We start from the raw sequence: 15,349 nt of genomic DNA on the forward strand, positions 1-15,349 counted from the left end.
GTACCAGGGACGACCTTACTCCAGAGTGAGTTGATATGATGTAAGATCTTAGTTTTCATACCTCTGCATTCCTAAGAAATAGTTGACGTAAAACGGCAGAGGCTGCTCTTCACAGCGCTAAATACTACTTCTAAAGCAAAATCAAGAAAGGTTTTTCAGTATCTCTGTTAGCAATTTTGAGATATACTAATATGTAACAATATGAGCGATTGAATTATTATTTGGAATGAATTAAAATAGATAACTTATGTGTGTCCAGCAAGTTGAGCGGCTGGAATAATCGCAACTTTATTCTTGTGGGTGACCGATGGGTGAAAAGAGGATAGTCTCGTCAATATTGTTCATTGCTGTGATCCTTTCACTGGGTCTAGCTTTGACAAACTACGTAGATCCGACGGGATATCCGGCATTTTGGCCGGATAATCCAAGCCCCGCACTGGCATCCTTCGAATTTTCCACAACAGCCGATTTGCTTGACTATTACCCCACAGGAGCCTGGAGTGTGTCCGGTGGTCTGCTGAGTATTACCAGTAATGGACAGAGTCGCGCCATTCTTAATGGTAGTGAAGCCTGGACTGACTACTCTTTGAAGGTTCTTGCAAGGGTGGTCGGAGCGGAAGATTCCAGCTATAAGGTATTTGCTCGCACAACAGGAGGAGCCAGCGGTTTCGACGGATACGCGTTTGAAATAGACACGAACTATTCAAATCGATTCGCCATAAAGAGAATTGTAAATGGAATAGAGTCGGCAACCCTAATTACATCGGTAACCTCGACAGGTTTCGACTGGAATCAGTGGCAGGAAATCTCGGTAACCGTTATCGGAAATGAATTCAGCATGCATATCAACGGTATAGAGGTTCTCAGATACACCGACACGGAAGATCCCTATTTAAGCGGAAATGTAGGCCTAGGTTGTGATGGAACTATTCAATTAGAGTTCGACTACGTAAGAGTCTACAACGCTAGCGTTGATCTAAGAGAATGGATTCCATACACCTACTCAGGAGATCAGGTTTATGATGAATCAGGTAGTGCGGATGGTTCCAGCGGCGGATCTGTAAACCCTTCACAAGTAGATATCGTCAGCACGCCCTCTCTCCCCTCTGTAATGGTCTACTTCGACTCCGGAGTAATGATGTTCAGAATAGTACTGGGCGGAAATCCTCTTTCATTATCCGGGAGGGGCACTCCATATACATCTTCAACCTGGGTGATTCTTATTGACGTTGACGGAGACGGATACAGAGACTTTGCGGTCGAACTCGACGGAACGGATTCAGGAAACGCTCCTGACGATATAAGGATCTTCTACGGAGAAATCAACGACCAGTATCTTTATGACGGTGATATGCTTTGGAAGCAGGACAGCGCAAGGCACAGATACAATCCTACGGACAGCGACGGCGAGCCCGAAAAACCTGCGAACTGGGATGTAGATCCATCACCTTCTGTGTGGGATTTTTCGAGGACCAGGGTTACGGAATACAGTGATCCAATAGCCGGCACGGTTTACATTCTAGATATTCAGGTTCCTCTTTCGGCGCTTGACGCAACTGCAGTAGGCGGGCCGAAGCTCACAACCAGCTCAGTCTTCCAGCTTGCTTTCACCACAAGCGCCAATACAAACAACCCCGTTCAAAAGGACCTGGCTTATCAGGGAATTTTCAACATGGACACAAATAGCCCCGTTCTCTTTGGCGACCCTATAAACACTTCCGGGCAGATAAGTCAGATCCCTCTGACATCGAAGATTACGGTAACGGGATGCGGACCTTCTCTAGTCGAGGCCTTGGTACAGGATGCCAGTATTCTGGTCGATGGCCAGGTACGATCATCTGTTACGGGCGTGGAGTTCTTCTATTACTTCGATTTCAACGAAAACGGACTTGCGGATGACGGATTTGACTGGATATCAATTGGCAACGCTACTTCCGTTGACGGATTCAATCCTTGGAGATTTAGCTGGGACACTTCACAGATTCCCAGGGGGAATTACATAGTTAAAGCCGTGGTTGTCGATTATCAGGGGAACACAATGGACTCGTATCTTCAGTACACTGACGGTGATCTGAGGCAGATAGCTCACTTCGAAAATGTTTGCAGCAGCCTGAGCCTTTCGATTTCAGGGACTGTCTTTGAGGATTCACAGGCCGACGGCTACCCATTCTCCGCTGGCACCGATCTACCAGAAGAAGGGGTTCGCGTAAGACTGTACAGAGAAATCGACGGCAATGGCATTCTTAGCGCTGGCGATTCTTTTCTTGGAGAAACTACCACCGATAGCAGCGGACTGTACACATTCGGTTTTCTGCCTCCTTACAGATACTACGTTGTAGTTAACTCGAGGGATGTCTCTCCTTCGAGAATAAACTCTGGCTTCGCTGAAGATGTCGTCTGGGCCGAACAGACCTACAAGCGTGAGTTTTTCGACGGTGTCTATCTCGATTCGCAGGCCTTCGGCGGTATAGATCCAGAGGCATCTGATAATTTTTCGATTAGCTCCACGGCTGTTGATGACAGCAACTTTGAGCATCGGTCCATTGTAGATATTACGGGAGCGACTGAAACTGTGTATGGAATCGACCACGGCTTTTCCTTCAACGTTGTCGTGAACAACGGGGATTCCGGAGTGAATGATCCAGGAACAGATGGAAACCAGGGAAGCCTCAGGCAGTTTGTGCTGAATTCTAACGCGATTGCAGGAGAAAACGCGGTAAGGTTCGTATTGATGACCCCGCAAAACTCCTTCTCAGGTGAGAATTCTTGGTGGACATTCAAACCGCTTTCCGCTCTTCCGGAGATTGTTGACACCAATACTATTATAGATGGCACTGTGTTCAGTATTGCTGGTGAAACCATTGATACTAACCTATCCACATTTGGAGGTGGAGTGGCTGGAACAGACGGTATCGCTGTACCGGCAGTTGCAGGCACGGAAGTTGAAATCGACTGCAACGACTTGGCTTATTGCTTCAAGACGTTGGTGACAGCTTCCGGTTTCGTGCTTAGAGAGGTCTCTTTCTTCAACGGTGGAGGCGTTCTTGGAGACCAATCGGCTCCAGTAATTATCGCAGGTCCTGACACGGATCTGAGTGGACTCGTGATTGGTTCAAGAGCAGACGGGGCGAGACCTCTGGATGATTTCCTGAACAAGCGGTTTGGCATTGTATTTGGAGGCAACGGGAATCTCTCGAATTCGTACATCGCACACAATGGGTCGGGTCTCCTGTTGACAGGCAGCTCCATAATTGTCACAAACATTCATACATATGACAACGCGATAGGTCCCTCCGGTACTGACGGAAATGGCATAACGGTTCTGTCGCCAGCGAATCAGATAACAATAAGAAACTCGCTTGTAGATCTGAACGGAGGGAGTCACTCCGGCGTTTCACACGGAAATGGTATATATACATCGGGTGATTCTTCAACTGCGATAGAGAATCTCACTGTAAGCAACTCATCGTCTTGCGGAGTATCGCTTAATCTCTCGGCCGGTGCAGAAGTTTATCGGACCGTAATCCACGGCTCTCTTTCAGGCCCCGGTATAAGGGTAAGAAACGACTCCTCAGAGGGCCATTTCATTGAGAACTCTTATTACGAAAACAGAGGTCTTGCGATAGATCTTCTTAGGGATCCTTCGACTTCAGTTATTGAAGGAGTTAACGAGAATGATGGTCTTCTCAATTCGGGCTTCGGAAATGATGGTATCGATCACCCTGTAATTACAGGCGCAAGCTACTCCGGTAGTTTACTTACCATAGAAGGATACGTTGGAGACGGTACCGGGAGTCCGATTTTCTCCGGAGCTACAGTAGAAATCTACAGCGCCCTGGCCGGTGAGGGAGATACCCACCTCGCAGCATCTTACGGCGAAGGGCTAAAATACATTGGTTCAGTCCTGGTAGATACAAACGGAGGTTTTAGCGGCACAATTGACACCGGTTCACAGGAGACTGTGATTACCGGAATCACGATACTTGGAAACTCTACTTCGGAATTCGGTCCTAACAAGCAGATTGGTGAGGGTCTCACGATAGAAGGTTTTGTTTTTGAAGATTTCAACAACAACAGGGTTTTGGACCCGGGCGAATCGGGAATAGCCGGCGTAACAATCGCACTGTGGAAATACGAATCCGGTTCATGGTCGTTGAGTGATTATACAGGAACTGCATCGGACGGCTCCTATGAGTTCTCCGTAACTCAAGGATCATACAGAGTCGTTGAAGATGCGCAGAATCTCTATTACTCTTCTACGGTAGGCTCCGATCCCTATGGATTTATCTCGACAACTCCGAACTGGATCGAGATAATTGTTGATAGTATGAATGGATCGGCGAGTTTTGGAGATTATGAGGGGTTCATCGTGAATGGATTCGTTTTCGATGATTCGGGAGATGGCCTTCTTGAGAACGCAAACAACGCAGTCAAGAATCAGGGTGAATCAGGGATCGCAGGAGCTAAAATAGTCCTGACAAACGGCCTTGATTCCTACACAAGATACACCGATGAGAATGGCTATTTCAAATTCTTCGTCTCAGGCAGTCCATCTTATCCCATAACGATCACAGAACACGATCCTGCTTCCTGCACATCGACGGGTGACTTTGATAGCGACGGTTCTGATCCTTACGAGGAGCGAAACAGAATTTCGATTGGCTCGGGAATAGACTCAGATTTAGATTACAACTTTGCCGATGTGAGAAGACTCCTTCTGTCAGGGATCAATAGTTCTTCGGGAAGACCAAACTCAGTTGTTTTTTTCGATCACTTTTTAACTGTCTCCACTCCGGGTAGTGTATATCTTGAAGCTATCTCGGCTCAGGATTTCGAAACAACTATCTACGAAGCAGATCAGTTCGGAGGGATTATTGAAGAGTGGAATCAATCTGTAATCAGAAATCCTGGAATGTATTACATAAGAATTGGCGTGATTATACCCTTGGACGTGGACAACGGAACTGTTGACAGCATTATTCTGAGAGCTCTGCAGAGCTGGGCAAACTCTTCCGGTACGGACAGTGCTGCAACATCCGATACGTTGACCGTCGGTTTTGATGGACTTGTTATATCCAAGGAGACAAGGAATTTCACCTTCGACTCACCATGGTCGTTATTCTCTGAAGGAAAGCCGGGCGATACCATCGAATACAGGATCTCCTTCTCAAATAATGGGAGCGCTCCGATTAACTCACTGAAGGTAACCGATCCTCTCGACAGAAATCTTCTTCTCTTGCAGAACGGATACACGGTCGGCGAGCTTCATGGAAACGTTCTGCTCTGCATCGGAGAAGACGATCATCTCCTGTTTGCGGAAGCGGGAGAAGATGCGAATTTCGACTACGCTTTTCTTAATGATGGCGTTCTTTTTATAGAAGTTAGTAGAATAGTTGGGGCACTTCAACCTGGCAGTTCAGGATGCGTTTTGTTCAAGGTCAGGATTAATGAATAAGATCTGGGAGGGTTTTAAATGAAAAGGATATTGGTACTTATTCTCGTTCTCTTTTGCTTCGTAGGAGCAGTCGGTCTCTCGAATGAAGAACCGGTGAAAGTGTCGATTGAGAGCTACAAGGTCTGGGATTCGAGAACGGCAACGGAGACACTGGAAATTCTTCAGGAAGTCTTCCCAGGTGATGAGATACTGTACGTTCTTACCTACGAAAATGTCTCGGAATCCACTTTTGGGGGACTCCAGATGGTAGGGATGATACCTGAAGGAACCTTCTATATTAAGGGAAGCGCCACGGGAGAGAAGAGGGAACATGAAGAATGGGAGGCAAAGGAAATCGAACTACATTTTAGTATAGACGGCGGGATATCTTTCTCCAAACCGCCTCTCTTTGCAGAAGAAGTAGTCGGAGGAATAACGGTCAAGAAACTCGTAAATCCGATCGCTTACACGGACATCCTGTGGATCTATGCGAAAGACTTTAACCCTTTTGATATTTTGAAAGTATGTTACAGAGTGAAAGTATCCGAATGAAAACTCAGGAGGTGATTCTTATGAGAAGAAAACTACTTCTGGTTCTTATCGTGGCATTGGCTATGGCAGCCACGATTGCCGTGCCACCAGCTGCTGGCACACAGATAAAGAACCAGGCTGCGGCAACGTACATCGACAACTCGGGCGTTGAAAGAACGATACTCTCAAACCAGGTGATCACTACGGTCTTGCCGGTCTACTCGGTCCAGGTAACACCGGACCTAATTGAACAGCCGGCCGCTGCCGGACAGACTTTGAACTTCCAGTTCAGAATCGACAATCTGGCAAACACGTCAGATAGTTTCAATGCGACACCCGTTATTGACGACGTGAACTCAACTTTCTTGCCGATCACTCCCGAAGTCTACTACGATGAGAATGCCAACGGACTGGTTGATCCTGGAGAGGTTCTCTGGAGCGCGGGTATCGTTATACCTTCAAATGACTTCAGGTACGCAATCTTAAGGTACAGAGTCCCTAGCGCGACGACTGCAGGGGCAACGGCAACCGTATGGTTAAACGTCGATTCGGCTAGCGATCCTGTAAGCGCTTATGATTACAACAACGCCGCAAACGCTACCGTCTACAACGATGCAGTAGTAAATCTCTACAAGTCAGTCGTTCCACAAGATGTAAGCGCAGGGGACACTGTCACTTATGTGATTTCCGGAAACAACTCCGGAAACAAAAGCGCCTTCAACATTGTAATAACCGATATTCTTGATGGAAACCTTACTTTCGTAAGCTCCGCTGACGCTCGACTTGAACATACGGCCGGTACGATAACTATAACTATCGGTGAGCTTCCTCCAGCAAACCAATTCCGCGTTGAGTTTCAGGTCACAATCAACGCCGATACTCATTCGGGAATGATTGAGAATATTGCCACTATGCAATACGAAACTACCAGTAGCGGGATCGTCAATAGAAGCTCTAACGTCTCGACAATAATGGTCGGCGGACCGGGATATGAAACCACTATGGTATGGATAGGCCCGTCCGGAGATCCCAGGGCCCTCGTAGAAACTACTGATAGATCTACGGAGTCTGGCGTTGCGGGCACTCTAGTCTCTTTCGTCAACACCGTTGAGAACGCCGGCCTTTCAATTGATGTGATTGACGTTACGGTAGATGAGATCATACCTGAAGATCTCGAAGGAGTTGTGGCAATAGCCTTCTTCGCAGAAAACCTTACTCCGCTTCCGGACTCGAACAACAACGGAATGCAGGACTCCGGACCTCTTGCTCCCGGAGAGACATTCAATGTTGTTGTCAAGGTATTCGTCCCTTCGAGCATCTCTACACCGGACGCATCGATAACGGCGGTCGTAAGGGCGATTTCCTCGATCTCAAGTTCGGCTTCCGATACAACTTTAGACATAGTTCATCCTATAACCACACCGGAAATCGCCATAGGAAACGCTTCTGAAACTGCATTCGACAATGTCTATGACAAGACTCCTGTGAACCTTACGGGCGACCCTGGAACATACGTTTACTTCCCTCTGGACGTCGTAAACGAGTCTCAGGGGAGCGACACCTTCACTCTTTCCGCCGTTACTCCAGTTGGATGGACCGTCAGATTCTACATAGACGAAGACGGAGACGGAATCCTCGATCCCGAGGAAATGTCTTCGGTGACTAATACCGGTGTGGTAGGTCCTGACGCTGGAAAGAGAATAATCGCAAGGGTACTGATACCGGAAGGGACTCTCTGGACAGGTACTCCAGTACCGGTGGAATTCCACGCGACTTCTCTGAACAACCCGACTGTATCCGATTATCAGGAAAATACAATTACGGTGAACAAGGTCTACAGCATTCTCTTGCAGCCTTCCAGAAATGGTTCGGCTTCCCCAAATTCGCATATAGACTACGAGCACACACTGACAAACACCGGAAACGTCGCTGTTACTGTAATGCTTTATCCTGATTCTTCACGCAACTGGTCATACGTTTTCGAAGCTGATGGAAATGTTGTGCCTCTCGACTCTGCGTTCCCTCTGGAACCGGGTCAAAGTGTCACGGGAATCTTCAGGTTGTTCGTACCGGGAGAACCCCTGGGAGTAATCGACGTATCTACTCTTGAAGCAGTGGTACAGGAAGACACATCAGTCACATCTACGATTATCGACGTAACGGTCGTAGTAAGTGCAAACATAAGGATTTCGAAGACCGTTGACAAGACGGAGGCAGAACCCGGAGAAGTACTGATATACACGGTCTCCTACTCCAACATCGGCACGGAACCAGTGGCCTCCTTCACGGTCTACGATTCGATCCCATTCTACACGAAGCTCCACGAATCAATAACGGACGGAACCTTCAGTCCTCTTCCAACGGGACTGAGCTACGACTTTGGAGCAACTTGGCAAACATTCGAGAGTGCCGTCTTTGCAAATGTGACGACACTGAGATGGGAACTTGGGACACTAAATGCAGGCGGGAGCGGTACTGTTAGCTTCCCCGTCGTGATTGACGGATACGACAACTAAGAATCTCTTCAGCCATGGCCTTCGGGCCATGGCCTTCAGCTCTGCGATCACTTCCCCTGATCGTAGAGCCGAGGAAGTCGATGAGGTGGTTCGGTGAATAAGAGAGTACTCATTTCTATCATATTAATTGTCACGTCTGGAATTGCGCTGGCCTTAACACCGGCCGGTACAAAGATCGAGAATATTGCCTCGGCGAGATTTCACAACAGTGATGGCAACATGCTAACTGTCTTCTCTGAAAAGGTCTTTACAACTGTCATGCCTGTCTACGGTTTCACAATAAAACCGGACGGGACCTTCGAAAGGCCCGGTCAGGAAATAGATGGTGTGGTGGGGAAGTTGGTCAACGCACACTTCACAGTGACAAATTACGGGAATAGCCCAACTGTGATTTCCCTTGAGGCTCTGCAGGTCTTCCAGGATGATGTTGAAGAAGAGATCCAGTTAGTAGCGGCCGATACCTCGAAAAAATCAGTTCTTGGATTCGAAGGGATCTATTACGATGAAAATGAGAACGGCTCCGTGGATAGTAACGAACCACTCATAGAAGAGATTGCGCTTGAAACGGGCGAATCGGCAAGGATAATTGCCGAGTTCGTCGTCGAGAGTGTTGGTGAAGAATACGACTCTTGTTTCTTGAATGTCATTGGAAGTGATCTGGCAGGAAATAAGGATGATGACAACATTGCGAGAGTTAATGTTCGCGAGGAACAGCTCGTATCTGCCTCCAAATACCTTTCACAGGAGGAAGTTGTCCCGGGTACCACACAGTCCTACACGATAGAGTTCACGAACGGATACGACATAGATCTCCATTGGGTAAAGTTCACGGATTACATTGACTTCAAAGGCCTTTCTCTGGATGGCATTCTCCTTCCAGACTCCATTTCTTCCAATCTCCAGTTCACAGCTCGATTCTTCGACGGTGAAAACTGGTCGGATACGCTTCCCGAAAGAGACGAGGACATTAAGGGATTTGAGCTGACATTCATTGATGTCCCGGCAAAGGGAAAGATAACGGTTGAATTCGACGTAATCTTTCCCCCGGGAGCCAAACCGGGCAACAGATTCAATGAAGGGACAATTGAATACTCTGTGCTCGGTGAAACAAAGCAGATCGAAACAAACGAGGTTGAATTTGCCATTGTACCGTTTCAAACACCCATGATAGGCCCGCTCAATTACCCTGAAGCCGCAGAGATGACAGACGAAGACACTACCATCAGTACCGAGACGGTATATGAGGGTCAGACGGTCATCTTTCTTCACACTGTTAAGAACGGAGGAAACGTTCCCGGTGTAATGGATCTTCTCGTAGGGAGCGCGAATTTCGAAGATGCGGATTGGTCTCTTGTATTCTATGATATTTCGGGAGAGCTTCTGAAGGACAGTGACAGCAATGGCCTTGTGGATGTAGGAATTGTTCTGCCGGGAGAGGAAGTTGACGTAAAACTGGAAGTAGTGGTTCCGACCTGTCTCACTGGAGACAATGACGGAAATACATTTAAATTCCTTCCCGAGACGCGCGTCGGTGAGAAGGCAAACAGAACGATAGATATTATCCCAGTCTTGCTGGGAGCCGATTCGATTGATATAGAAAAGTCTTTGATATCTGGATCTCTAGTACTTCCCGGAGAGGAAGTTCAGTATTCGATATCTGTAACGAATAAGAACTTTGAAAGTAGTGGGAGAATTGTGGTAACGGATCAGATCTCCGATATGTTGTCAGATCCGTTTGATATAGAGGTCACTACGGAAGCGACGGTTTCTTTCGAAAACTCGAGCAGAACTTTGATCGTTGAATTCGAATCCCTTGACCCGCTGGAGAGTGTTTCGATCTCCTTCAAGTGCAGGACAATGGAAGATCTACCCGAAGGTTCAATAATCGAGAACTCTGCTTCGGCATTCGGAAAGGGTACAGAAGTAGTTTCAGGTACTGTGAGCTCAAAGGTTTATCACGGAAGGCTGGAACTGATAAAGTCTGTCTCGCCTTCCGTTGTGGAACTAGGTTCGGAGCTTACTTACAGGATCGAAATATCGAACCCCAGTTCCATAGCCACAATCACTGAGCTCAAAATAACGGACAATATTCCAGAAGGAACGAAATATGTAATAGGAAGCACCACAATCGGCGGGGTCTCTTCCGAACCGGCAGTAACCGGCAATCGACTTATTTTCGATAGTCTTGGTTCTCTGGGACCCGGAGAAACGATCATCATTATCTACAAGTTGAAGCTCGAGGAGTTTTTTGGAGAGTCTCTGAAAAACAGGGTGACCGCTACCGGAAAGATGTTTTCGGAGGAGTTCGTCTCGGAGGTAGAGACAGAACCGGTCGTCTCTAAAGCGACCGTACTAAGACCTATGAATCAGGGCTCGGGTATTGTGGGCAGATTGTATCTTGACAACAACGGAAATGGATTTTACGATTCAGAGGACACGGCCCCTTCACCAACGAGGATCTTCCTTGAAGACGGTTCCTTCGTCCTCTCCGATGAAGAAGGGCTGTTCCATTTTGAAAGACTGAAACCGGGAACACACTCTATAAAGGTTGACATCGACGTTACTAATTACGAGCTTTCGACGATTCAGGACGGGCGTTCGTTACGTAACGAAAGATCTTTCATCTTCCAGTCTTTACCGGGTATCTATTCAATAATTGACATTCCTCTTGTAACGAAGCAAGTCCCGCTCGAATCAATAGATATTAAGGACCCCACGCTTCTGAAGGGAATCAATGGAAGGTCTGCCATAATCTCCTCTGTAATCTCTTCTGAGATAATCGATGGTTCAGGTGACGGGTATATCTTCTATCCGGTGGACGGACAGGAATTTGTCGGTTCGGAGAGAATTCCTGTAGAAATCGCGGTCCCTTCTGAAAGCAGCTTCTCGCTTTATGTAAACGATGTGCTAATTCCGGAAAGCCAGGTTGGCCAGAGGGCCACCGATAAGCTGCAGGAATGGCTGTTTGTGAAGTACTACAACGTGAAGCTAATTCCCGGAACGAATTATCTAAGAGTTGAATGGAAGGACAGAAACTACGAGGATAGCCACGAGATTCAGATCTACCTTTCGGGAAAACCTCAAAGAATAGAGATAGTAACTGAGCCAGGGATAATTACTGCCGACGGAATAACCGAAGCGGTATTGACTATCTCCCTTGTGGACGAGAAGGGAGTTCCTTCCTCAGTAGGCGGCACACTGATAATCGAAGGACTCGAAGCCGAGGAGGCAGTTGAGGAAAGCGGTGGCTGGGATGGTAGAGTTCTGAGACTGGAGAACGGTGTAGCCACTCTTAAACTGAAGCCCAGGTCAAAGGCGGGTTTATTGGAATTTACTGTCAAATATTCCGACCTCTCGGCCGATGCAAGTATAGAGTACAGGGTAGAAGAAAGGCCCCCACTAGTAACTGGATTCACAGACCTACAATACACCCTTTCGACCGGCAAGATCGCGTTGAAAGGAAGTCTTTTCAGCCGTTTTAACTTGGGGGACTCCCTGCTAACCTTCAGAATAGGTGAAGAGGCGTCGGGAAATTTCGACTCGTACTTAACTCACGGAAACAAATCAGAGGCAGGAACGCTGGCTTCCTCAAACAAATGGTATTTCTTCCGTTTCGAAAAGGGCCTTTTCAATTTACAGCTCGGGGATTATTCTTTCGACGATCTGGCGGACTTCGGTCTCTCTTCCAGAGGCAACGGGCTCTCAAGCGAGTATCACGGAGAGAGCCTATCATATTCATTCTTCGCAAATCCCGTCTTCGGAGAGGTGAAAAAGGAGGTATTCAGGGGCGAGGGAATAAGAGGCCCTTACTATCTGGAGGAATCTCCAATACAGAGCAGCGAAACAATAATGATCGTCACCAGAGACAGGGACGGCGAAGTGATAAATAGCGAGCTCATGAAAAGCGGCAGAGACTACGTCCTCTACAATAGCGGGATGTTAATCTTCAGCAGTCCAGTGCCGTATTTTGACATCGATTTCAATCCAGTATTCATTGAAATCGAATACTATGTTGAATCTTCGCTGCCAGGCGATTTAGATTTGATGGGAAGAATGAATTATGAACTTGACGAATGGGAATTTGAAGTAGCGGGCATGATCGAAGGATTCAGATCTGGACATCGGTTTGTTGTGCTTGACGTTTCAAAACCTATTTCAGAAACTATGCAAATGGATATGAACATGCAGCTTGCCTTCGATGACGGTAATGCGGGATTTAGAACCGATTCCTCTTTGAGATTTGGCAATGAATTTCTCGACGGGAGCCTTGCAGCCCATCTCGATAGAGAATTCGTTGCTCCTGGAAGCTCGAAGGAATCTTCCGGCTTTGGAATTGATTTATCACTGGCTCCGAAAGTTCTGGGATTGAAGATACTGTCAGGATACAACTATGATAAGAAGACCTCGCTCGGAACGCTCTCTTTTGAATTGCTAAAGGATTTCGTTCTTGGAGAAACGCTTCTTGAAACTTCTCTAAAAGAGACTTTGATACACCGTGATGGGAATATGGATAACGAAATCAGGGCAATCATGAAGCCAGTGTTCTCCGGAAAGGATTTCAAGTTCAGGGGTGAGGTCAGCATTGGACTGAAGAATCTCGATCCAATCATGGGAATGATTCTGGGGGCGGACTTCGGAGTGAATGAGACGCTCTTTGCCGGAGGAGATCTCGTCTTTGACTATTCAAGCGGAGAAGAAAACAGATTATCCCTTTCTCCCTATTTACTGAAGAGATTCGACGAGGTTTCACTGGTTGCCCGGGAGAAAATTGAGATCCTCCCTTCGCTTGAGTTTTCGACCGTCATAGGTTTTGGGTTAAATATGGATCACGGCAAATTCGATATTGAAGCAACCCTCGCCGAAAAGCTGTCAATAGGCGCGGGATATACGGCTTCTTTTTCTCCAGACATTGTAGATATCGAGCTTCTTCTCCAGGCTAATCACACGCTGGGTGGTACAGAAACCGAGAACTTCTACTCAATTCATTTCGGCGTTGAAAACAGGGAAATTGAAGATCTGAAGCTAGCCTTCGACGCAGACTTAAAACTCGATGGAAGCCTTAGCTTTGCGAGAATGCTTTTCGAGAGCAGCGGGGAGTACTCGGGATTCGAAAGACTAAGACCCGCTTACCATATGCTTTACTCAAACAGCCCTGCCGTTGAGACAAGCAGATTTGAAGCCCAGGCGGAGCTTGCCTATGTGCCCGATCTCAGAAGACCTCTAGTTCTACTCTTCCAGGCCGATTACTATTCCCAAACAAGAGAGGGGATAAAGGACACAGAGGGAAGCCTATCAATCGATTCCGCATTCTGGATGGACAAAACAATGAATTTTTCGCTTACTGGAGAGTTGTACCTGAAGAAGAGCTCACTCTACATGATCGGCGGCCTAAGGATAGAAAAGACACTCATGGATCTGCTTTCTATCTCCGGTTCGGGGTATCTTGTACTGGACAAATCAGGTAGACTCTACAACCGATACATAGTTGAAATGGGGATAACTCCCCTCCCCGACACACAGATTTATGCAGGATATGGCTGGGGCTCTCTAGAAGAAAGTTTCATAGGGAATCTCCAAAAGAACGGCTTCTATTTCGGAATGAGATTCAAATTCGATGACAGCTGGTTCTTCAAGAAGAAGAAGGAAGGAAGGTTGAACCTATACTTCTTCGAGGACAGAAACCTTGATCAAATCATGGAAACCAGCGAAAAACCCGTTCCAGTAAGAGTCAAAATCGGAGATACGGAATATCAAAGCGATGAGAGAGGCTTAATAGAGATCGATCTTCCCGCCGGTCTCCATACCGTAGAGTTGATCGAATACCCTTCGGGAATGATTTCTCTTGTCAGCGGCCCTTTAGAGATCAGCGTTCCCGAGTCAGGTGTCAGGAATTTTTACTGGCCCTTCATGAAATCTCCGGCATACTTGAACGTAGCGGTATTTGTGGATTCCAACACTTCAGGCCAGTTTGAAGAAGGAGAGGAATACATTGAAAGTTTTTCAGTAAGCGTTAGCGAGGAATCGATATTCACAACTTCGGGAACACTTACGGTGCCGGTGACTCCTGGAGAAATGAAGCTTTCACTCGATCTGGCTTCATTTGGAGAAGGAGTAAGCATAACTACTGGAGCCGTTGATATTAATGTAGAGCTTGAAGCCGGGGAGATAGAGAGCGTTCGTTTTGGAATCGCGTACGAGAGAAGGATGGAAGTCACGTTATTTGATGATCTCAATGGAAACGGCACAAGAGAAACGGAGGAACCTCTTCTCGATGCCTCGGGTGTCCTTACGATCGGCGGCCGTCCCTTCAGAGTGAATTCGCAGACTATTCTGGAAGGAGTCTCTTCGGGAAAAAGCCAGGTGGTCCTTTCAATGGAGAAGGGATTTGAGCGGCTTTACTCACGCACGACGGAAATCGAGACAGTCGAAGTAGACGAAAAAGGCGATACTCGACTGGAAATTGGTTTCGCAAAACGAAGCTCGCTAAACATTTCCATAATTGACGAGTCTGGAGATTATCTGTACGAAGTCGTTAGCCTAAACGTCGATGGAGTCGAATTCCAGGTCTTCGGATTTATAGAACTTGTAGGACTTGTATTCGGGGAACATTTAGTTGAAGTAATCGACTTGCCTAAGGGATATGTAGTCTCGGACAATTTCAGGACTGTATGGCTCGAACCTGGTTCAAAGGGAGATCTATCCATCTCAGTCGAGAAAGAGTGAAGCTAACCTCTTTCTAAAAGCTTAAGTCATACACTTATCTAAATCAAAAACATGTCGGTGTACAGAATGATCGGTTTATAGACAGATGAAGAACATTGTAAATGAAAATCTTCAGCATGCGACAATGGTCTGAGTAAAAAAAATT

Annotated in this window: 4 protein-coding genes; all 4 read left to right on the forward strand. The window is 46.9% G+C overall.

Annotated elements, in window-relative coordinates; all coding sequences use genetic code 11:
• The first annotated feature begins 307 nt into the window (after positions 1-307).
• The 4 genes from Y697_RS10640 to Y697_RS10655 all read left to right on the forward strand — a co-directional run bounded on the left by Y697_RS10640 (position 308) and on the right by Y697_RS10655 (position 15,204).
• Positions 308-5,455 carry an SdrD B-like domain-containing protein gene (locus tag Y697_RS10640; protein WP_121551590.1) on the forward strand — a complete coding sequence of 1,716 codons (5,148 nt, stop codon included), beginning with the start codon at positions 308-310 and terminating at the stop codon, positions 5,453-5,455.
• Positions 5,456-5,473: 18 nt separating this feature from the next.
• The gene (locus Y697_RS10645; protein WP_121551591.1) at positions 5,474-5,986 is read left to right on the forward strand and encodes a hypothetical protein; all 513 of its coding nucleotides are present in this window, start codon (positions 5,474-5,476) and stop codon (positions 5,984-5,986) included.
• 20 nt (positions 5,987-6,006) lie between these two features.
• Positions 6,007-8,481, forward strand: a complete 2,475-nt coding sequence (locus Y697_RS10650) for a DUF11 domain-containing protein (RefSeq protein ID WP_183083793.1) — start codon at positions 6,007-6,009, stop codon at positions 8,479-8,481.
• A 93-nt stretch (positions 8,482-8,574) separates the two neighbouring features.
• Positions 8,575-15,204, forward strand: a complete 6,630-nt coding sequence (locus tag Y697_RS10655; RefSeq protein ID WP_121551593.1) for a DUF11 domain-containing protein — start codon at positions 8,575-8,577, stop codon at positions 15,202-15,204.
• Positions 15,205-15,349 lie beyond the last annotated feature (145 nt).

Source organism: Mesotoga sp. BH458_6_3_2_1, from assembly GCF_003664995.1.
GTDB lineage: Bacteria > Thermotogota > Thermotogae > Petrotogales > Kosmotogaceae > Mesotoga.

Bases quoted from the DNA above. Each gene is read 5' to 3' on its own strand.
- Y697_RS10640 (WP_121551590.1), top strand. From the start codon at position 308: ATGGGTGAAAAGAGGATAGTCTCGTCAATATTGTTCATTGCTGTGATC.
- Y697_RS10645 (WP_121551591.1), top strand. From the start codon at position 5,474: ATGAAAAGGATATTGGTACTTATTCTCGTTCTCTTTTGCTTCGTAGGA.
- Y697_RS10650 (WP_183083793.1), top strand. From the start codon at position 6,007: ATGAGAAGAAAACTACTTCTGGTTCTTATCGTGGCATTGGCTATGGCA.